The following is a 19956-nucleotide window of genomic DNA, read 5'->3' as shown; positions in this document are numbered from 1 at the left end:
GCGAAATCGTGCGGTCCTGACACCTCGGTGCTGGTGTCAAGCTTGCGGTAAGACCCGCAAGTGACGGTGGCAAGAAAGCCGATCGCCGGGGAGACCACGTATAAGCCTAAACCATCGCGCGGGGAGTGCCGGGTGCCCGGTGTGACCTGACTGTGCATCTACCACTACCCATAGCACACGTGGCTATCGGGCGCATCGGGCGCCCGGCATTCCCCGCGCCCTCTGTTTGGAGAGGGCGGGAAATTTCCGGCAAACCTCGGGCGAAACCCGCCGCGAGATCGCAAAGCCATGTCATGGCCGGTTCATCGTCATTCCGGGGCGATGCGTAGCATCGAACCCGGAATCTCGAGATTCCGGGTTCGCTCGCCAGAAGGCTCGCGCCCCGGAATGACCGCTAGCGAGTGCGCCCCGAGGGTGTCGGTTCAGATCGCGCTGCCGGCCGTGTTCGGGCCACCGGCATCCGGCGCCGCCGGGGACGCGCCCAGTCTCGCTTCCAGCGCGGCGATCCGCGCCTTCAGGGCCTCGTTCTCCTCGCGCGCCAGCCGCGCCATGTCCTTGACCGCCTCGAACTCCTCGCGCTTGACGATATCGAGGTCGTTGAGAATTTTTTCGGCCTGGTTGCGGACGACGGTGTCGACCTCGCGCTTGACGCCCTGGGCGGCGCCGGCGGCGTCGTTCATCAGACGCCCGATCTCGTCGAAAAACCGATTGCTGGTCTGGGTCATCGTCAGGAAATCTCCGGTCGGCTGCGAAGGAAAACGCGTGGTATGACAATGGCGATCCTGAAGGCGGGGTTCAAGACCGATCGGGGTCAAGTTGCCTTGTCATGATCCGGTTTCCTTGCAATCGTATCGCATTGCCCAACCAGAAAAACCGCCAACCGGAAACGAGAAGAAACGCTCCATGATTGACCAGCAGATCGAGATTCCGACCAGGGACGGCCACACCACCACCTTCATCACCCATCCCGAGCGCGACGGCCCGTTCCCCGTCATCCTGTTCTACATGGATGCGCCGGCGATCCGCGAGGAACTGCGCGACATGGCGCGCCGGCTCGCGACATCGGGCTATTACGTGATGCTGCCGAACCTGTATTACCGCTCCGGCGTCATGGAGCTCGGGCCGATCCCGCCCGATCCGGAAGCGCCCGAGCGCAAGGCGATGTTCGGTTACATGAACTCGATCAACATCCCCATGGTGATGGAAGACACCACCGCCCTGCTCGCCTGGGCCGACACCCAGAAGGCGGCAAACACCAGGATCGTCGGCGCCGTCGGCTATTGCATGAGCGGCCGCTACGCCATCAACGCCGCGACGCATTTTCCGGACAGGGTCAAGGCGGCGGCCTCGATCTACGGCACCCATCTGGCCACCGACCAGCCCGACAGCCCGCATCTCGCCGGGCAGAAGACCAAAGCCGAGCTCTATTTCGCCTGCGCCGAAACCGACATCTATGCGCCGCAGGAGATCATCGACAAGGTGACGGGTGGCGTGAAGGGCGCCAATGCCGAGGTCGAGGTCTATCCCGGCACCCATCACGGCTTTGCCTTTCCAAAGCGACCGGTCTACCACCGCGATGCGGCCGAGCGGCACTGGGAACGGCTGCTGGCGCTGTACCGCCGCAACCTCACGAAGTAAGCCGCAGGCCCGATGCAACTCCTCACCATCGCCTTTCCGGTGTTCGACCCGATCGCCGTCGCGATCGGGCCGATCGCGATCCGCTGGTATGCGCTGGCCTATATCGGCGGCATCGTGCTGGGCTGGCTGTACGCCCGCGCGCTGATCAAGAACCAGAGACTGTGGGGCGGACCGGCGCCGATCACGCTGCCGCAGATGGACGATTTCATCCTCTGGGTGACGCTCGGCATCATCGTCGGCGGCCGCACCGGCTACGTGCTGTTCTACAATCTGCCGTTCTTCATCGAGCACCCCGCCGAGATCTTCGAAGTGTGGAAGGGCGGCATGTCGTTCCACGGCGGCTTCCTCGGCTGCGTCGCCGCGGTGATGTGGTTCGCCCGCCGCAACGGCATACCGATCCTGTCGCTCGGCGACATCACCACCGCGGTCGCGCCGATCGGGCTGCTGCTCGGGCGGCTCGCCAATTTCATCAACAGCGAGCTGTGGGGCCGCCCGGCCGATGCCAGCCTGCCCTGGGCGGTGGTGTTTCCCAATGGCGGGCCGCTGCCGCGCCATCCCAGCCAGCTTTACGAGGCCGGGCTCGAGGGTATTTTGCTGTTCATCATCCTGGCGGTGATGATCCGGATGGGCGCGCTGAGGCGGCCGGGCCTGATCCTCGGCAGTTTCATTGCGTTCTACGCCCTTGCCCGCATCGCCAGCGAGTTTTTCCGCGAGCCCGACCCGCAGCTCGGATTTTTGTGGGGCGGGCTGACCATGGGTATGCTGCTGTCGGTGCCGATGATCATTGCCGGAGCGATCCTGATCGTGGCGGCATGGCGCCGGCCACCGGCCAACCGATTGGCCAGCCAGGGAACACTGTAGCGACACCGCAAGGGACAGCATAAGGGACATCGTGACCGAATATTCGCCGCTGCAGTCCGAGATCAGGAAGCTGATCAAGTCGTCCGGTCCGATGCCGGTCTGGCGCTACATGGAGCTGTGCCTGACACATCCCAGGCACGGCTATTATGTCTCGCGCGATCCGCTCGGGCGCGAGGGCGATTTCACCACCGCGCCCGAAGTCAGCCAGATGTTCGGCGAATTGCTCGGGCTGTGGGCGGCGTCGGTGTGGAAGGCGATCGGTTCGCCGCCGCTGCTGCGGCTGATCGAACTCGGGCCCGGCCGCGGCACCATGATGGCGGACGCGCTGCGCGCGCTGCGGGTGCTACCGCCGCTCTACCAGTCGCTCAACATCCACCTGGTCGAGATCAATCCGGTGCTGCGCGACAAGCAAAAGTCGACGCTGTCGGGCGTGCGCAACATCTTCTGGCACGAGAGCATCGACGCCGTGCCCGAGGGGCCGGCGGTGATCTTCGCCAACGAATATTTCGATGTGCTGCCGATCCACCAGGTGGTGAAGCGCGAGACCGGCTGGCATGAGCGCACCGTCGAAATCGACGACACCGGCAAGCTGGCGTTCGGCGCAGCGCCTCAGCCGATACCGCGCTTCGAGGTGCTGCTGCCGCCGCTGGTGCGCGCCGCGCCGGTCGGCGCGGTGTTCGAGTGGCGGCCAGATTCCGAGATCATGAAGATCGCGACAAGGGTGCGCGACCAGGATGGCGCGGCGCTGATCATCGACTACGGTCATTTGCGCAGCGACGCCGGCGATACCTTTCAGGCCATCGCCCGCCACAGCTTCACCGATCCCCTGACCAATCCCGGCCAGGCCGACGTGACCGCGCATGTCGATTTCCAGGCGCTGGTGCGCGCCGCCGAGGACCTGGGCGCACGGGTCCACGGCCCGGTGCCGCAGGGCGATTTTCTCAAGCGGCTCGGTATCGAAACCCGCGCGGTGACCCTGATGGCAAAAGCCAGCAACGAGGTTTCCGAGGACATTTCGGGCGCGCTGAAGCGCCTGATCGGCGGCGGCCGCGGCGGCATGGGATCGATGTTCAAGGTGCTGGCGATCACCGAACCCCACCTCGCCGACGTGGCCGGGTTCCACGACGAGAATAGCGAGACGCCGGACGCCGGGGCGGCGGTGTCATGACGCTGGAATCGCCTCTGCTCTCGGCCATTCCCGGCTTGCGCCACGTCTTTTTCACCCGCGAAGGCGGCGTCTCCGGCGGCCTCTATGGCAGCCTCAATGGCGGCGTCGGCTCGAACGACGATCCCGCCCATGTCGAGGAAAACCGCCGCCGGATGGCAGAGCAACTCGGCGTCGGGCCGGCGCATTTTCTCACCCTCTGGCAGACCCATTCGCCCGATGTCGTGGTGGCGTCGGAGCCCTGGCAAGGTCCGTCGCGGCCGCGCGCCGACGCCGTCGTCACCCGCACCGAAGGCCTCGCCATCGGCGCCACCGCGGCCGACTGCGGGCCGGTGCTGTTCGTCGATCCCGGCGCGCGCGTGATCGGCGCGGCGCATGCGGGATGGAAGGGCGCGCTGACAGGCGTTCTGGAATCCACGGTCGCCGCGATGGAAAAGCTCGGCGCCGACCGCGGCGGCATCGTCGCGGCGATCGGCCCCCTGATCCGCCAGCCCTCTTACGAAGTCGGCGGCGAATTCGTCGAGCGCTTCATCGAGGCCGATGCCGGCAACGGGCGCTTCTTCCTTCCCTCGGCCCGATCAGGCCATTCGATGTTCGACCTCGCCGGCTTCATCCGGATGCGGCTCGAAAATGCGGGCATCACCGTGATCGACGACACCGGCATCGACACCTATTCCGACGAGCGCTTTTTCAGCTACCGCCGCTCGGTGCATCGCCGGGAGCCGGATTACGGCCGCCACGTGCACGCGATCGCGCTCGAGCGGGAGTGACTTCCCGGGCCCGGACAAGGCCGCTGCCCTAGACCTTAACGTGTTTTAACGATATCGCTGGACCCGATGAGGGCCACTCTCGCACCCCTGTTCCGGACCAGACCGGCGCGCGCCGTTGCCGCGGCGGCGTGGCTCGCGCTCGCCTGCGGGCTCGGCGGCTGCGCCGGCGGCGGAGCCCCGGGCGGCGGCTCGTTTGCGATGGCCGGCAGCGGACCCACGGTGGCGTTCGAATCGATCGACGGTCCGCCGCCGCAGGTGTTCGAGCGGATGGTCAACGTGCTCGACAGCGAATCCAAGTTGCGCAGCCTGCAGATCGTCTCCCGCGAGGGCGCGGCTTCCTACCGGGTGCGCAGCTATCTCGCCGCCCAGGTCAGCCGCGGCCGCACCACCATCGCCTGGGTCTGGGACGTCTACGACCGCGACCAGCAACGCGCGCTGCGGCTTTCCGGAGAGGAGCCGGCCGGCAAGGCCGGGCGCGACGCCTGGGCCGCCGCCGACGATCTGATCCTGCGGAAAATCGCCCAGGCGGGCCTTTCCGGCCTCTCCGGCATGATCAACGGAACGGCGCCGGCGGAAGCGCCCCCGCCCGCCCCGGCACCCGCCCGGCGCGGCCCGGCGGTGGCGAGCGGCCCCGCCGCGGCGGTGGATGGATTTACGGTTAGCGCGCTCGGCAGCGACAGCGCCCTCGGTTACAGCGCACGTTAACGAAAAACGCCCCGGGACCTGATTTTGCGCAGGAAAACCCGAGAAAACCCGATTCGGCGGTTGCCAGCCGGATACCCTGCTTGATATCACCTCGCTCGTCGAAACGCGCCGGTTCCGTGGGTATTTCAAGATGCTGAACATCGTATCCAGCAAGGCGCGAGGAGAAGCCCTGATGTCGGCCAAGAACGGCTCCATCAAGCTCGTCGCGGGCAATTCCAATCCTGTGCTGGCCGAGGAAATCGCCCAGGGGCTGGGCCTGCCGCTGACCAAGGCGGTGGTCCGGCGCTTCGCCGACATGGAAATCTTCGTCGAGATCCATGAGAACGTCCGCGGCTCGGACGTCTACATCATCCAGTCGACGTCGTTTCCGGCCAACGACCATCTGATGGAGCTGCTGATCATCACCGATGCCTTGCGCCGGGCTTCCGCGCGCCGCATCACCGCGGTCATCCCCTATTTCGGCTACGCCAGGCAGGACCGCAAGGTCGGCTCGCGCGCCCCGATCTCGGCCAATCAGGGCGCCCAAATGATCACCCATGCCGGCGTCGACCGCGTCATGACGCTCGATCTGCATGCCGGGCAGATCCAGGGCTTCTTCGACATCCCCACCGACAATCTCTACGCCTCGCCGCTGATGGTGCGCGACATCAAGGAGCGTTTCGACCTTACCAACCTGATGGTGGTGTCGCCCGACGTCGGCGGCGTGGTCCGCGCCCGCGGTCGGTCCAAGCGCATCAACGCGCCGCTGGCGATCATCGACAAGCGCCGCGAACGCGCCGGCGAATCCGAAGTCATGAACGTGATCGGCGATACCGCCGGCTATACCTGCATCCTGATCGACGACATCGTGGATTCCGGCGGCACGCTGGTGAACGCCGCCGACGCGCTGCTCGCCAACGGCGCCAAGGACGTCTACGCCTACATCACCCATGGCGTGCTTTCCGGCGGCGCCGCCGCGCGAATCGCCGGCTCCCGGCTGAAGGAACTCGTCATTACCGACTCGATCCTGCCGACCGACGCGGTCAGCAAGGCGCCCAATATCCGCACCCTGTCGATCGCAGGGCTGATCGGCGAAGCCATCGGCCGCACCGCCGCGGAAGAATCGGTGTCCAGCCTGTTCGACTGAGTTCTGCGGACAGCACCCGCATAGCGTCGCATTTGTCGTCGCCGGCTTGACCGGACGATCTTGCATGCCGCGGCCTTCCGGCTCGACGCTGGCGGCGTCGAACGCGGATGCACCCGCCGGCAATGCCCCCGCCCCGCGCCTGTCATCTGAAACCGGGAAGCGTCGCTGGAACAAGGTCAACCTGCCCGGCATTGTGAATGGAGAGGTATTGGCAAGGGTAACGGCAATGCAAATTCTGACCGCGCAAAAATGGTTGATCGTGATCGCGCTGATGTGCCCGCTGGCGGCCCATGCTCAAAGTTCGGGTGGCGGGACCGGAGGAGGTTCGGCCGGCGGCGCCGCGAGCGGTCCCTCGGCGGGAACGGGCAGCGCCGTGGGTTCGCCGAACGCTGGCTCCGCCGGTGCGGGCACCGCGGGGGTCAGTGGCGTACCAAGCGGCCCAGCCAATGTCGGGGGCCTGAACAATTCAGCGAATGACCCGAGCGGCGCCGGCAATGCCGCAAAGGTGCCGACGGCGCCGGGTACCAACGCTGCGGGCACGGCGAGCTCATCGGGTTCGCCTTCGTCCGGCACGAGCAGCGCCGGAACCACGACCGGATCGGCCGGCAATCGCGCCGGACAGGGCGGCGGGGGCCGCATCGATGGTGTGGCGAATCCCGGGCCGGCCGTTGCCGGCGATGCCGAGATCAACGCCGAGAACGCCAAAATGAACGCGAAGGTCAAGAGCATCTGCAAGGGTTGCTGAAGCGCCAGGAGTTACCATGAGCAAAGAGAAGCCGAACGATGACCCGCGCCAGCGCACCGACTGGAAGTCGTCGAAGCAAACCGACAAGCCCTGGAAGGGAAATCCTGAAAAAGAGCAGAAGCCGAGCGATACGACGCCGGATCTGGAAAAGTGGCACGACACCAGCACGCACTGATTGGCTGGATGGAAGTGCTCAGGCTTTTGCGGTCGCGGCCGCGTGAGTTACGAGACCAGGGAAAGGCCGGTGCGCTCCGCCCGAAAGCGCTTGTAGGAATCGATCGCCCGGTTTGACAAAACGAGCTGGCGCCGCTCTCCGCGACGAATCATGCCCTCCATGCTGTCCAGCAGGAAGCGGCTGGCCACCTCCGGCTCGCCGAGTTCGCCGGTGCGTTCCAGATAGTCCCAGGCGATCTGTATGGATTTTTCGAGCAGGATCGGCAGCGGCTCAGCCATGGCGATGTTCTCCAGTGCAACAAACATTCTGGCGACCCGCCTGTTCCCGCCGGTTTCCCGACCTCGCACAGGGAAGCCGGACCCGAGCATCATCTGCGTGCCGTTCGCATGGAACCGTGTTGCGGCGAATGGCGCCCTTGCCCTGCAGGCGCGCTCATTCTTTCATCTCCGCGTTGAACCCAATGTAAAGACGCGACGACAGATGAGATTCACGGAGCGAGAGAAAGGCCGTCCGGAACGAGAGGCGACGCCAGCGGTTGGTGTTCCAGTTTATCCACAGGGGGATTTCAATGTCCGTGAGCCGACAATTTGCCATCGTTACCGGCGCATCCAGCGGCATCGGCCGTGAATTGGCAAAGGTGTGCGCGACCGAAGGTTTCGATCTGCTGATCGCCGCTGACGAACCGGAAATCGAACGGGCGGCGGAGGAACTGCGCGCGCTCGGCGCCACGGTCGAGACGGTGCAGGCGGATCTCGCGACCATCGAAGGTGTCGACCGGCTGGTCGAGACCGCGAACAGCATCGGCCGTCCCGTCGATGCGCTTCTGGCCAATGCCGGCCGCGGCCTCGGCCACGGATTTCTCGATCAGGATTTCGTGCAGGCCAGGCATGTGATCGACACCAACATCACCGGCACGATCTACCTCGTGCATCGCATCGGCAACGACATGCGCCGCCGCGACGCCGGCCGCATCATGATCGTCGGTTCGATCGCCGGATACGTTCCGGGCAGTTTTCAGGCGGTCTATAGCGGTACCAAGGCGTTTCTGGATTCGTTTTCCTTCGCGCTTCGCGAGGAATTGCGCGGCAGCCGTGTCACGGTAACCTGCCTGATGCCGGGCGCCACCCAAACCAAATTCCACGAGCGCGCCGGGATGCTGGACACCAATGTCGGCGCCGCGAAAAAGGCCAGCGCGGCGGATGTCGCCAGGACCGGCTTCGATGCCATGATGCGGGGCGACAGCGACATCGTCAGCGGCTTCAAGAACAGGGTCCAGTCGGCCATGGCGCAGGTCATTCCGGCCGGATTCCTCGCCAGACAGCACCGCAAATACGCCGAGCCGGGCTCGGCACGGTCCTGACATCATTGCCCATCATCGCGAAAAATTGCGATTAAAGTTGTAGGGATTCACCATATCCCCACGTTGGGTTTGTCATGAGGCGCGTCGCAAACCAGTCTGTCGATGTGTCGTGGTTTTCGCGGAGGTTATCCCGTGAATGAAATTGCCCGGTTGCGAGAACTGGAGTCCGATTGCCGCCAGCGGGCGCAGAGCGAACCCGAAAAAAAGTGGTACTGGCTCGCGCAGGCCGCCAGGTTCGAGATACAGGCGAATCTCCCGGCGGACGAAAGCACCTCGGAACCGAACGCACCTGAGGTCAGACTGGCAAGCTGGCCGCTGGGTGAGGATGTGAGACGGCTGGATTAGCCTTGAGCGCCGGCACTCGGAGAAACGCAACAGCGTTTGGTCACGGGCAAACCTCGTTTGCGCCGGGAACTTCGGAACAAAAGCGTGGGGCTGAGAGCGAAGGCCGCCCCTGTGAATACGCGCCACGATCGAATGGCCCGCACATGGCGCCCTCTGCCAAACACAGACCGCATGCCTATGCGCGGCGACAATGCGGGTCGCGATGTTCCGTTCCGCACTGTGTCTCAATGTCTCACGATTGCACCGCGAACGACGATTTGTGTGGCGGAACATTCGTCCGCTTCTTCCGTTCTAGAACCATCGATAACTTGCACTGGAGAACATACAATGAAACATTTCGCAGCCGCCGCTCTGTTGAGCGCCGCCTTCATCGCCGGCCCGGCCTACGCTCAGACCGCCCAAACCAACACCCCCGCCGTCGCGGCCGGACAGGTCGCCGGTTCCAAAATGATGCTCAAGGGCAACTGGCGCGCCTCCAAGCTCATGGGTCTCGACGTCTACAACGAAGCCAATGAAAAGCTCGGCGACATCAACGAACTGATCCTGGACAAGGACGGCAAGATCAATGCCGTGGTGATCGGCGTCGGTGGCTTCCTCGGCATGGGCGAGCACGACATCGCCGTATCCATGGACAAGCTGCAGTTCGTGGAAACCCCGGTTCGCACCAGTTCGACCGCGCCCACGGGCACCGCGCCGGCAGGTATGGCGCGCGACACCACCACCACCACCACAGGCGCGGCCACGACGCCTGCGAATACGGCCACGACGACGACCACCACCACGTCGGCCCGCGCCGCCGATGCCAACGACTGGACCCCGGACCACGCCAAAATGAGCGGCACCAAGGATCAGTTGAAGGCGATGTCGCAGTTCAAGTACTCCGACTACAACTAAGTCGTCGGTTGTTCTGAAGCGAAATCCGAGGGCCCCATTCCGGTGGGGCCCTTTTTCGCGCGACGCGATATGACCACCGCGCCGCGCGGCCGACGGGGACTTCGCCGGCGCCCGGCATCACACACACCCCTCCTTGAACCCCCCGCCCATCCCGCCTAGGCTCCGCCGCAACATCGCCCCCTGAGCGATTTGCGACAAGAAGCGGACATCCCCCAACGATGCAAAGCACCGAGCGGCAGCCTTTCCCCCACCGCCGGGGCCTGATCATCGTCACCACGCTGGCCACGGCCTATGTCGCCAGCCATTTCTTCCGGGCCTCCAACGTCACCATCGGGCTCGACTTGATGCGCGACCTCGCGATCGGGCCGGAAGCGCTGGGCGCGCTGACCGGCGCTTTCTTCTTCGGCTTTGCCGCGATGCAGATCCCCTGTGGCCTGCTGTTCGACCATTTCGGGCCGCGCCGCACCGTGGCCGGCATGCTGGTGCTGGCCACGATCGGCGGCGTCATCTTCACGCTGGCGACCTCATGGCCGGTCCTGCTCACCGGCCGCGTGCTGATGGGCGCCGGCTTCGGCGCCATGCTGATCGGCAGCATGGTGGTGATATCGCGCTGGTTCCCGCCGGACCGCTTCTCCACTCTGGTCGCGATGGTGCTGTCAATCGGCCTGATCGGCAATTTGCTCGCCACCACGCCGCTGGCCTGGGCCTCGGAGGCGATCGGCTGGCGCGGGGTTTTCGGCATCGCGGTAGCGTTCACCGCGCTCGCCGCCGTCGGGGTCTGGGTCGTGGTGCGCGACGCCCCGCCGGGGCATCCGTTCCTGGAACGCACCGCGGAGCCCCCGCGCCAGATGCTGCAGGGCCTGATGGAAGTGCTGCGCAACAAGCGGCTTCGGCCGATCCTGGCGCTCAATTTCTGCAGCTATGCCTGCACCTTCACGGTGCAGGGGCTGTGGGGCGGCCCGTTCCTGCGCGAGGTGCATGGGATGAGCGCGATCGCGGCCGGCAACGTGCTGCTTGGCGCCGTGGTCACCTACCAGTTCGGCATGCTCGCCTTCGGCCCGCTCGACCGCCTGCTCGACACCCGCAAATGGATCGCGGTCGGCGGCAATCTGGTGACGGTCTCGATGCTCGCCACGCTGGCGCTGGCGTCGCACCCGCCGCTCTGGGTGCCGGTCGCCGCCATCCTGATCATGGGCTTCGTCTCGGCCGCCAGCACCATGGTGCTGTCGCATGGCCGCGGCATCATTCCGGACCGGCTGATCGGGCGCGGCATGTCGATGCTCAACACCGCGGTCATGCTCGGCGTTGCCTGCATGCAGAGCCTGTCCGGCATCATCCTCGGCGCCTTCGAGCCGCTGCCGGGCGGCGGGCGCTCCGAGACCGCCTACCACGCGCTGTTCGGCGTGCTCACGGTGGTGCTGATCGGGGCGGTCGCGATCTACAGCCGCTCCCAGGACGTCAGGCCGAGCGACGAGATGCGCGCCCGCCAGCAGCCGCAGGGCGGCTGAACTCCGGCAAGCGATATTACCGCGGGTATAATTCCGCATCTGCCCTTATAGATTGCATCGCTCGTCCGGCGGTTCGTCCCGAGCGGCTTCGGGTCTTCAAATTTGCCTAAAGACCAAGGCCGCCCGCCGGGAACCCGCTACCCTGGAACCGGTAAAACCGTTAACATGACGTGATATTGAGCGAAACGGCCCGCCCTCCCGGTTCCCCTTCGCTTGTTGCCGGCCGAGTTAGCTTATTGAAAAGATAGTGAAATGTGGTTTTCGATAGTTGCGTGGATCGTGTTGGTGGGCGCCTCGGCATTCTTTGCAGGCGCGGCTCTCAATCTCACTACGGCGGAGATCACTTCCCAATTCGCAGCGTTACCGGGTCCGCAACGGTTTGCGCTCGGCGCCATCCTGTTCACCACCCTGGCGCTGATCGGGTCCTCCGTATGGCAAGCCTTCAGTCTCGCGCGCCAGAACAAGCTGTTGCGCGATCGCCTCAAGGGCCTTCGACAGGAAACCCTGACCGCGCACGAAACGCAGACCCAGTTCGATACCGGAGTCCAGCATCTCGTCGACAGCGACCCCGAGGAAGCCATTGCAACCATCGAGAAGGCGCTCACCGAGACCGAGCGAAGGGCCGCGCTGGCGCATGGCCAGAGCGAGTCCGTCGATATGCGGGACCGGCTCGACGAGGTGAGGCGCCGACAGAAGGTGCTTCGGGAGACGATCGGCGTCGTGGCCGAGAAGCGACGGGTCACCGAACCGATCTTCGGCGAGTTGAAGGACCGGCAACGTCAGCTCGAAAGGTGGCTCACGGATCTCGAGACCGACGACAGCAAGAACAACATCGCCGACCGGCTGAAGGACCTCGCGCATAACGTCGGCGTGATCCATGAACGGAAAAGCCAGCTGCAGGAGTCGATGGCAACGCTGAACCGTTTCAAGGAGGAACTGGAAAAAACCGAGGCCGAGCTGGTGCCGCTGGGCGGGCTCGACATCCTGATCTCCGAATTGAGCGGGCGCCGCGACCGGCTGGTTGTTTCTCTCGATCAACTGGAATCCAGCGGAGATGAAAAGCTCAGCGCACGCGTGGAGGCGCTCTCGCGCGAGAAGATCGAAATCGAGCAGCGAGTCGCCCGTCTCGACGACGGCTTCAACATCCTGAATTCGATCCGCCTCGACTTCGACGAACTGAGGGAGCGCCGGGCGCATCTGGAGCGCGCGCTGGCGGAGGTGGAGACGGATCCGGACGGCAGGAGTCTGATCGACCGCCAGAACGCTCTGAACGAATTCATCGTGGAGTCGCGCCTGCGCCTCACGCGGCTGCAGGATACGTCGGCGACGCTGACCCGGTTCAAGGAAGAAGCGGCGAAGTCGCAGGCCGAGCTCACCCCCCTGCAATCGCCGGCATTCGGCATTGAAGCCCTGATCCAGGAAGTGAACGCAAATCGCGATATCCTGGTCAAGACCCTCGGCGAGATCGAACTGAAAGGCGATGAACAGCTCAGCTCACGCGTGGAAGCGCTTGTCAAAAACAAGGCCGAGATAGACCAGCGACTGGCTCGTATTTTCGAGAATTTCCAGAATCTCGATTCGATGCGGAAGGATATCGGGGAGATATTCACCAGCATCAGAGGCACCCTCAACCGAATCGGCTGAAGGGTGGGCGATCATCTCGCTTCGCCGGCGAATACCTGCCGCAGCGCGGTCAGCCGGTCGAGCGCGGCTGGCGGCAACGGGCCTTTTTCGGCCGCGGCGAGGGCGTCATCGAACTGTTGCGGCGTCGCCATGCCGACCAGGATGGTGCCCATCGCCGGATGCGACAGCGCAAACCTTATCGCGGCTTCGGTCAGGCTGGCGGCGAACCCTTCCTCCACCAGCGGGGCAAGACGGCGCGCGCGCTCGACATCGGCATCGTAGCGCATCGCCGAGCCGATTGGTTCGGGCGCCGCCCCTGCAACCGGGTGCCGCGCGGCCGAGCCCGACAGCGCACCGCCGGCCAGCACGCGGATGCCGACCACGCCAACCCCGGCCGCAGCGGTCGCCTCGAACAAACCCTCGTAATCCTGTGCCGGATAGTTTTTCGGCAATGGCCCGGCGGCCGACGGATTGAGCATGTTGTAGACCACCTGCGCGCTGTCGAAGGCGCGTGAATCGATCACACGGTGCAGCGCCGCCGTGTCGCCCACCGCCGAAATTCCGAGGAAACCGATCTTGCCCTGCCGCCGCAGCCGGTCGAAGGCGGGCACCACTTCCTCAAGCACCTGGCCGACGCCCAGCGCCGAACCGCCGCCCGCCGCGGTGATCGGATTGTGCAGATGAAGGATGTCGACCCGCTCGAGGCGCAGCCGCTGCAGACTGCCGTCGAGCGAGTTCGTGACGGCATCCGCGATGCGGCCGAACTCGCCTGGCTGCAGGCGGACCTTGGTGCCGACGACGACGCCGGCCGGCTTCAGCTTGTGGAGGACGCGGCCAAGGTTGGTTTCGGATTCACCGTCGCCGTACAGCACCGCGGTATCGAAGTAGTTCACGCCGGATGCGATCGCCCGCGCGATCGTGCGCTCCTGATCGGCGGCTGCGCCGCGCACCATCAAGCCGCCGACGGCGCCGCAGCCGAAGCCGAGCACAGAGAGCTGCATTCCCGTCCGACCAAAAGTCCGCAATTGCATCGTTGTCGCTCCGCTCGAATGCACGTCCGCAGTACTCTTCCCTCCTCCTACGCGCCGTTGCGCGTGGTGGGGCGGGGAGTAGAATTAGATCCAGCCGTTTTTCCGGAACCGCCAATACAGCCAGCCGCAGATGGCCAGGATAACGCCGAGTACGAGGGGATAGCCAAACTGCCACTTCAGCTCCGGCATGTGATCGAAATTCATGCCGTAGATGCCGGCGATTGCAGTCGGCACCGCAAGGATGGCCGCCCAGGCCGCCAGCCTGCGGGTGATTTCGGTCTGCTCGGCCTGGCCGGTCATCAGCCTCGCCTCGAAGGCGAAGGCCAGCACCTCGCGCATACCGTCGATGCCTTCGCGCAGTCGCTGCACGTGATCGGTGACGTCGCGAAACAGCGGCTGCATGGCGGGGTCGATCGGCGCCACCTCGGCATGCTCCAGCCGGCGGCAGACTTCGACCAGCGGTACCACGGCATTGCGCAGCCGCAGCAATTCGCGGCGCAGCAGGTGCAGCTGATGGACGTCGAGCTGACCGCTCGGCCTCGCAAACACGCCGTCCTCGATCTCCTCGACCTCGGCGCTGAGCGTTTCCAGCACCGGCTGGTAGTTGTCGACGATGAAATCGAGGATCGCATAAAGAATGTAGTCGGCGCCATTGGCCAGCGTAATGGGACACGACTCGCAACGGGCGCGCACCGTCGCATAGGAAATCGAGGCGCCGTGCCGCACCGAGACGACGTATCCCCTGCCGACGAACAGGTGGGTTTCGCCGAACGCGATGCGGCCCTCGATCCGTTGCGCGGTGCGGGCCACGATGAACAGGGCGTCGCCATATTGCTCGATCTTCGGATGCTGGTGCGCCTTGCCGGCATCCTCGATGGCGAGATCGTGCAGGCCGAGCTGCGCCTGCACGCGCGCCAGCAGTTCGGGGCTGGGCTCGAACAGGCCGATCCAGACCACATGGCCAGGCCGCCTCGCCCACTCGCCGGCTTCATCGACCGGAATCTCCTTGACCCGGCGGCCGTCGGCATAGACGCCCGAGTTCACGAGACCCGGCTCGCCGCCTTGCCGCGCGGGTGAGAGCGGAAGCGGATGGTTTTTGGCGTCCAAGGCGACCTCGCGGTTTAGGCTTGCGGGCAACAACATTCCGGGTGGACGGGCGTTCCGGTCCGGGACAGTGCAGGGAAATCGCCGGATGACGCAAGGGCTCCTACCCGCGCGATGGTGCTGGATCAATCCGTGCATCTCCGCAACGGAAGCCATGTTTCATCCTTCAGAGCGACGAAACAATTCCTCGTTCCATGAAGTCATTTTGTTGTCCTGACGAAGGCAGTCCGAAACCTGCTGCTTGTAACAACTGCCCGGCAAAAGAGGATCGGACCATGCGGGCATTCATCAATTTTCTTTATCGCGAATACAGCCGCGCCCGTTTGATGGAAATGCGCCGATATCATCTGGCCGGCTGACGGGGCTTGGGCAGCGAAATTGGGTCAACACGGTGATGTGAACCGTCACCAATCTGCCGCCAGGCTCATGCAACCTCCATATCAGCTACCCGAGTATCTGCATGGAGGTGTCCGATGCCCGCCACCAAGGACCTGATCGAGCGCGCACGCATGTTCGATGAACGCGCGGAACGCGCCACCGACGCGATTTCACGACGGCATTACCGCGAAATGGCAGCGCATTATCGCGCGCTTTCGGTCGAACACCGGGAAGCCGTCCCCTTGTCCGAACACGAACCCGTGCACTGATCCGATCAGAAAAGCGTGAGCCGGCTCACGCTGGTGCAGCGGACCATGAACCCGGGACGAAGGCGGCGCCACAGAGCCGTAGAAGCGTTCGACAGGAGGCTATGATGTTTGCAATTTCCGACAGTGTTGCCTGGCGTGCCGGTCTGTTCGATCTGAAGCGGTCAAGCGCCGCGCGGCGGCGGCTTCGGGTACTGGTCAGCGGGCAGAAGTTCATCGCCTGCTTCGACCATCGCGCCAGATCGCGGCTTCATTCATTCCCGGTCCCCGTCTGATCGAGCGGCCGGTCCTCACTCGAAGCCCGGGCGCGGTACCAGGTTCATCAGCATGTTGGCATAGCCGCCATCCACCGTGATCTCGTCGCCATTGACATAGGACGAGCGGTCGCTGGCGAGATACAGGATGGCGTCGGCGATGTCCTGGGGCATGCCGACCCGCCGCAGCGGCACCACCGCGCTGCGGCGTTCGGTGACGCCGGGCGTGTCGTAGAACGACTGGCTCATCGGCGTGATTACCATTCCGGGGCTGACGACATTGCTGCGGATGCCCTGCGGTCCCCATTCGCTGGCGAGCTGGCGCGACAGCATGATCACGCCGGCCTTGCTGACGCTGTAGGCGCCGCTCTGGCCCTGCGCGTGGCTGCCCGAGATCGAGGAGACGTGAACGATGCTGCCGCGCCCGCGGCCGCGCATCTGCCGGCCGAAGGCCTGGGAGCAGAGGAAGTAGCCGGTCAGATTGACCGACAGCACCGCGTTCCACTCGGCCAGCGACAGGTTTTCCAGCCCGCCCGGCCGCAACACCGCCGCGGTGTTGACCAGGACGTCGCAGGGTCCCAGCGCCTTTTCGATGGTTTCGGCGGCGGCGGCGATGCTGTCGGCGCTCGAGGTGTCGCAGCGCGTCACGACGGGATCGCCGGATATTTTGAGCAGCTCCGTCCGCGTCACGTCGAGACCGCGCTCGTCGAGATCGATCGCGGCGACACGCGCGCCGGCCCGCGCCAGACCAAGCGCGACAGCGCGCCCGATGCCGCCCCCGCCCCCCGTCACCACGCAGACGCGGCCGGACAGGCCAAGCCAGTCGGAGGGGATTTGTTCGGTCATGGGGGAATGCTCCGGTGCAGCGGTACGGCAGCATGACGGGAATCCGCAGGGTAGCAAAGGCACCCTCGCGCCGTGCCCACCATTTCCTTGTATGCAGCGCATCACTACGTGCTGCGCTGCGTCCGGGGAACGCAGGCGTGCACTACCCCTTGGCTACCCGCTGGCCGCGTCTTCGCTCGACCGTGATCTCCGCGAGGATCGACATCGCGATTTCCTCCGGCGTGATGGCGCCGAGGTCGAGGCCGGCGGGCGCCTTGATGCGATCGAACGCGGCGGCGTCGACACCCTCCCCGATCAGTTTTTCGCGCAGTGCCGCCATCTTTCGGCGGCTGCCGACGAAGGCATGATAGGCGGCCTCGGTGCTCACCGCTGCGCGCAGCGCGGCTTCATCACCCTTGCCCTGGGTCGAGACCACGACAAAGCGCCTGGCCTCGCTGAGCGTACCCAGCGCATAGCCGTCGATCAGCATGTCGGCATCGGGCGGTTCGGGCCGGTCGGCGGCCGGCGCCGCCACGGTGACATGATAGCCGAGCGTCCGCGCCTGCGCCGCCAGCGACAGCGCCACCGGGCTGGCGCCGAGGATGACCAATGAAGGATGCGGCAAAACCGGTTCGACGAAGATATCCATGGTGCCCTTGCTCGGGCACATGTTTTGCGCGAAACGCACGCCGTCACGGTTCTCCCCAGGCTTGACGCCGAGTTCGGCCAGCAGGTTTTCCGGCTGAACCGAGACCATGCGCGGTTCGCCATCTGCTAGCGCCTCCCGCGCCGCCTTCAGCACCGCGCCACGGGCGCAGCCGCCGCCGATCCAGCCTGCGACGATGCTGCCGTCCGGGCGAATGATCGCCTTGGCGCCGGCCTTCGCGGCGGTCACCGACACGGTGCGGACCACGGTGGCCAGCACGAACGCCTGCTCGGCGGCCTTCATCTGCGCCACCAGATCCATCACTTCGACATGCGCCGTCATGGGCGGCCCTCCCCTCACAGCTTCGCCAGATAGGGTTCGAGCGCAGCCAGGCTTTGCAGCGTGTTGGCCGGCGCGTAGAGATCGACATGCGGCAACGCCGCCTTGATGCCGGCGGCCTCGGGCGCGTAGCCCGGCCAGGCCAGCATCGGGTTCAGCCAGACGATGCGGCGGCAGCGCCGGGCCAGTGCCGCCATCTCGCGGCCGAGCAGGGCGGCGTCGCCGGTCTCGTAGCCGTCGGACACGATCATCACGCAGCTTCGCGAATGAATCACCCGCGCTGCATGCCAGCGGTTGAAGGTCTGCAGGCTTTCGCCGATCCGGGTGCCGCCGCCGGCGCCCTGCGCCATGATCGAGAGACGATCGAGCGCGCGCGCGGAATCCTTTTCCTTCATGGCGTCGGAGACGTAAGCGAGCCGCGTGTGGAAAAGAAAGGCTTCGGCCTCGCGGAATTCATCGAGCACGCCGTGGATGAATCGCAGGAACACGCCGGTATACATGCTCATCGAGCCGGAGGCGTCGAGCAGCACGACGAGCCGCAGCGGCTTTGGCTTGCGCTGCCTCCTGATCAGGCTGATCGGCACGCCGCCATGGCTGATATTGCGGTGGATGGTGCGGCGCAGATCGAGCCGGTAGCCGCGCCGCCGCGCCAGGTCGCGGCGGGTCAGCCGGGTGCGCATGGCTCTGGCGAGCCGTACCGCGAGCGCGTGGGCTTGCTCGACCTGCTCCGGGTCGGCCATCTTGCGGAAGTCGATCCCGGAAAGATTGTCGGCGCGCGAGGCGCCTTCCATGCGGCCTTCGCCGGCGCGGTTCTCCGGTGCCTCTTCGGTGGAAGGCACCTGGTCCGTCGCCGCCTCGCTTCCGGATGAATCAGACTTGTTGTCGCGCAGGCTCTTCAGCGACGGGCTGTTGGCCGCCTTCGCCGCGCCCATGGTGACCGATCGCGATCTCATCCGTTTGCCGAGCCAGAACGCATCGAACAGTCCGTCGAATTTGTCCCAGTCGGATTTGCGCGCCGAGAACAGATGCTTGAAGGCGGAACGCAGCAGTCCTGGCCGCTCGGCATAGCCCGCCGTCATCAGCGCCGCGGCGTCGCTTCCCTCATGCAGGCCGACGGCAAAGCCGTTGTCGCGCAGGGTTCTCAGAAACGCCGCGAGTTTGCCCGAGACCAGACGCGAGACTTCGTCGAGTTCGTCATATACAGGGCTGGCGCCGCAGCAGCTCATGCCACCTTCCCCAGCAGGCGTTCGGTCACCTCCCGGCTGACGCGCGACTTGTCCTCATGGGTTTTCAGCAGGCACATCAAAGTCTCGTGCACCACGTCAGGCGCCTCGTGCAGGTCGTTCACGCCGAGTCCGACCAGCGCCGCCGCCCAGTCCAGCGTCTCGGCGACACCCGGCACCTTGCGCAGCTCTTCCTTGCGGATGCCTTCGACCAGCCGGGCGATCTGCAGCGACAGCGAGGCGCCGGCGCCATCGATCCGCGCCATGATGATGCGCGCCTCGCGGTCGACGTCGGGATAATCGACGTAATGATAGAGGCAGCGGCGGCGCAGCGCGTCCGAGAGTTCGCGGGTGCCGTTCGAGGTCAGCACCACATGCGGGATGGTGACGGCCTTGATGGTGCCGAGTTCGGGGATCGAGACCTGAAAATCCGACAGCAGTTCGAGTAGGAACGCCTCGAACTCGTCGTCGGCACGGTCGATCTCGTCGATCAGCAGCACCGGGGCCCGTTCGCGGCGGATCGCCGCCAGCAGCGGTCGCTCCAGCAGGTATTTTTCCGAAAAGATCTGGTGCTCGATGGCGTCGGCGTCCTCGCCGCGATGCGCCTGGATCGACAGCAGCTGGCGCTGATAATTCCATTCGTACAGCGCGGCGGATTGATCGAGGCCTTCATAGCACTGCAGACGGATCAGCTCGGTGGCGTGCGCCGCCGCCAGCGCCTTGGCCACTTCGGTCTTGCCGACGCCCGCCTCGCCTTCCAGCAGCAACGGGCGCTTCAGGAGCTGCATCAGCGAAATTGCGGTCGCGAGTTCGGCGTCGGCGATATAGCCGGACGCCGCCAGCGCTTGCGCGATCTGTTCGCGGGTTTTCATGGGCAAGGCGTTTTTTTCGATTTGATCGAGTAATCGTCGGTCGGTATTCCGGAGCATCTTCTCCCCTCCCCCCGCGAAGCGGTGGGGAGGGGTCGGGGGTGGG

23 protein-coding genes are annotated in these 19956 nt (G+C 65.3%); 14 read left to right on the top strand and 9 right to left on the bottom strand.

The window, feature by feature from the left end; translation table 11 throughout:
• Positions 1–422: 422 nt before the first annotated feature.
• On the bottom strand, positions 423–725 hold the full coding sequence (locus Q8R73_RS15250) for an accessory factor UbiK family protein (protein ID WP_305720377.1): 303 nt from the start codon (positions 723–725) through the stop codon (positions 423–425).
• A gap of 178 nt (positions 726–903) precedes the next feature.
• Here Q8R73_RS15250 and Q8R73_RS15245 point away from each other — a divergent pair, with 178 nt between their 5' ends.
• The 8 genes from Q8R73_RS15245 to Q8R73_RS15210 all read left to right on the top strand — a co-directional run bounded on the left by Q8R73_RS15245 (position 904) and on the right by Q8R73_RS15210 (position 7185).
• Positions 904–1638, top strand: a complete 735-nt coding sequence (locus Q8R73_RS15245) for a dienelactone hydrolase family protein (protein WP_305720376.1) — start codon at positions 904–906, stop codon at positions 1636–1638.
• A gap of 12 nt (positions 1639–1650) precedes the next feature.
• A complete protein-coding gene (gene lgt / locus Q8R73_RS15240) occupies positions 1651–2499 on the top strand; it encodes a prolipoprotein diacylglyceryl transferase (RefSeq protein ID WP_305720375.1) in 849 nt (282 codons plus the stop codon).
• A gap of 31 nt (positions 2500–2530) precedes the next feature.
• Positions 2531–3667, top strand: coding sequence for a class I SAM-dependent methyltransferase (locus tag Q8R73_RS15235; protein WP_305720374.1), 1137 nt, complete (start codon positions 2531–2533; stop codon positions 3665–3667).
• A complete protein-coding gene (gene pgeF / locus Q8R73_RS15230; RefSeq protein WP_305720373.1) occupies positions 3664–4434 on the top strand; it encodes a peptidoglycan editing factor PgeF in 771 nt (256 codons plus the stop codon). The genes Q8R73_RS15235 and pgeF overlap by 4 nt, the downstream gene beginning before the upstream one ends.
• A 66-nt stretch (positions 4435–4500) precedes the next feature.
• Positions 4501–5139 (top strand): hypothetical protein, encoded by a 639-nt coding sequence (locus tag Q8R73_RS15225; RefSeq protein ID WP_305720372.1) that lies wholly within the window; start codon positions 4501–4503, stop codon positions 5137–5139.
• Positions 5140–5311: 172 nt separating this feature from the next.
• Positions 5312–6265, top strand: a complete 954-nt coding sequence (locus Q8R73_RS15220; RefSeq protein WP_305720379.1) for a ribose-phosphate pyrophosphokinase — start codon at positions 5312–5314, stop codon at positions 6263–6265.
• Between the two features lie 64 nt (positions 6266–6329).
• Positions 6330–7010, top strand: coding sequence for a hypothetical protein (locus tag Q8R73_RS15215; RefSeq protein ID WP_305720371.1), 681 nt, complete (start codon positions 6330–6332; stop codon positions 7008–7010).
• A 16-nt stretch (positions 7011–7026) separates the two neighbouring features.
• Positions 7027–7185, top strand: a complete 159-nt coding sequence (locus tag Q8R73_RS15210; protein WP_305720370.1) for a hypothetical protein — start codon at positions 7027–7029, stop codon at positions 7183–7185.
• A 47-nt stretch (positions 7186–7232) separates the two neighbouring features.
• On the opposite strand, the gene Q8R73_RS15205 is transcribed toward Q8R73_RS15210, so the two are convergent.
• Entirely contained in the window at positions 7233–7463 is a 231-nt protein-coding gene (locus tag Q8R73_RS15205) for a hypothetical protein (RefSeq protein WP_305720369.1), read from the bottom strand.
• Positions 7464–7753: 290 nt separating this feature from the next.
• Here Q8R73_RS15205 and Q8R73_RS15200 point away from each other — a divergent pair, with 290 nt between their 5' ends.
• The 4 genes from Q8R73_RS15200 to Q8R73_RS15185 all read left to right on the top strand — a co-directional run bounded on the left by Q8R73_RS15200 (position 7754) and on the right by Q8R73_RS15185 (position 11292).
• On the top strand, positions 7754–8545 hold the full coding sequence (locus Q8R73_RS15200; protein ID WP_305720368.1) for an SDR family oxidoreductase: 792 nt from the start codon (positions 7754–7756) through the stop codon (positions 8543–8545).
• Between the two features lie 132 nt (positions 8546–8677).
• A complete protein-coding gene (locus Q8R73_RS15195; protein ID WP_305720367.1) occupies positions 8678–8890 on the top strand; it encodes a hypothetical protein in 213 nt (70 codons plus the stop codon).
• Positions 8891–9217: 327 nt separating this feature from the next.
• Positions 9218–9784, top strand: a complete 567-nt coding sequence (locus Q8R73_RS15190; protein WP_305720366.1) for a PRC-barrel domain-containing protein — start codon at positions 9218–9220, stop codon at positions 9782–9784.
• 218 nt (positions 9785–10002) lie between these two features.
• Positions 10003–11292 (top strand): MFS transporter, encoded by a 1290-nt coding sequence (locus tag Q8R73_RS15185; RefSeq protein ID WP_305720365.1) that lies wholly within the window; start codon positions 10003–10005, stop codon positions 11290–11292.
• Between the two features lie 360 nt (positions 11293–11652).
• On the opposite strand, the gene Q8R73_RS15180 is transcribed toward Q8R73_RS15185, so the two are convergent.
• Complete coding sequence (locus Q8R73_RS15180) at positions 11653–12171, bottom strand: hypothetical protein (protein WP_305720364.1); 519 nt, start codon at positions 12169–12171, stop codon at positions 11653–11655.
• 27 nt (positions 12172–12198) lie between these two features.
• On the opposite strand from Q8R73_RS15180, the gene Q8R73_RS15175 reads away from it, so the two are divergent.
• Positions 12199–12936, top strand: a complete 738-nt coding sequence (locus Q8R73_RS15175) for a hypothetical protein (RefSeq protein WP_305720363.1) — start codon at positions 12199–12201, stop codon at positions 12934–12936.
• 11 nt (positions 12937–12947) lie between these two features.
• On the opposite strand, the gene Q8R73_RS15170 is transcribed toward Q8R73_RS15175, so the two are convergent.
• A complete protein-coding gene (locus Q8R73_RS15170) occupies positions 12948–13916 on the bottom strand; it encodes an aldo/keto reductase (RefSeq protein WP_305720362.1) in 969 nt (322 codons plus the stop codon).
• Between the two features lie 114 nt (positions 13917–14030).
• Positions 14031–15089: a magnesium and cobalt transport protein CorA gene (locus tag Q8R73_RS15165; RefSeq protein WP_371126103.1), complete on the bottom strand. Its 1059-nt coding sequence runs from the start codon at positions 15087–15089 to the stop codon at positions 14031–14033.
• A gap of 434 nt (positions 15090–15523) precedes the next feature.
• On the opposite strand from Q8R73_RS15165, the gene Q8R73_RS15160 reads away from it, so the two are divergent.
• On the top strand, positions 15524–15697 hold the full coding sequence (locus tag Q8R73_RS15160) for a hypothetical protein (protein WP_305720360.1): 174 nt from the start codon (positions 15524–15526) through the stop codon (positions 15695–15697).
• A 287-nt stretch (positions 15698–15984) separates the two neighbouring features.
• On the opposite strand, the gene Q8R73_RS15155 is transcribed toward Q8R73_RS15160, so the two are convergent.
• The 4 genes from Q8R73_RS15155 to Q8R73_RS15140 all read right to left on the bottom strand — a co-directional run bounded on the left by Q8R73_RS15155 (position 15985) and on the right by Q8R73_RS15140 (position 19853).
• Complete coding sequence (locus Q8R73_RS15155; protein ID WP_305720359.1) at positions 15985–16794, bottom strand: SDR family NAD(P)-dependent oxidoreductase; 810 nt, start codon at positions 16792–16794, stop codon at positions 15985–15987.
• Positions 16795–16936: 142 nt separating this feature from the next.
• On the bottom strand, positions 16937–17761 hold the full coding sequence (locus Q8R73_RS15150; RefSeq protein WP_305720358.1) for an XdhC family protein: 825 nt from the start codon (positions 17759–17761) through the stop codon (positions 16937–16939).
• 14 nt (positions 17762–17775) lie between these two features.
• Positions 17776–18984, bottom strand: a complete 1209-nt coding sequence (locus tag Q8R73_RS15145; protein ID WP_305720357.1) for a VWA domain-containing protein — start codon at positions 18982–18984, stop codon at positions 17776–17778.
• Positions 18981–19853 carry a MoxR family ATPase gene (locus tag Q8R73_RS15140; RefSeq protein WP_305720378.1) on the bottom strand — a complete coding sequence of 291 codons (873 nt, stop codon included), beginning with the start codon at positions 19851–19853 and terminating at the stop codon, positions 18981–18983. The genes Q8R73_RS15145 and Q8R73_RS15140 overlap by 4 nt, the downstream gene beginning before the upstream one ends.
• Between the last annotated feature and the right edge of the window lie 103 nt (positions 19854–19956).

It is taken from the genome of Bradyrhizobium sp. (genome assembly GCF_030697065.1).
Classification (GTDB): Bacteria; Pseudomonadota; Alphaproteobacteria; order Rhizobiales; family Xanthobacteraceae; genus Bradyrhizobium.
Note: the sequence above shows the minus strand (reverse complement) of the source record. Positions and strands in the feature narration are given on the sequence as shown.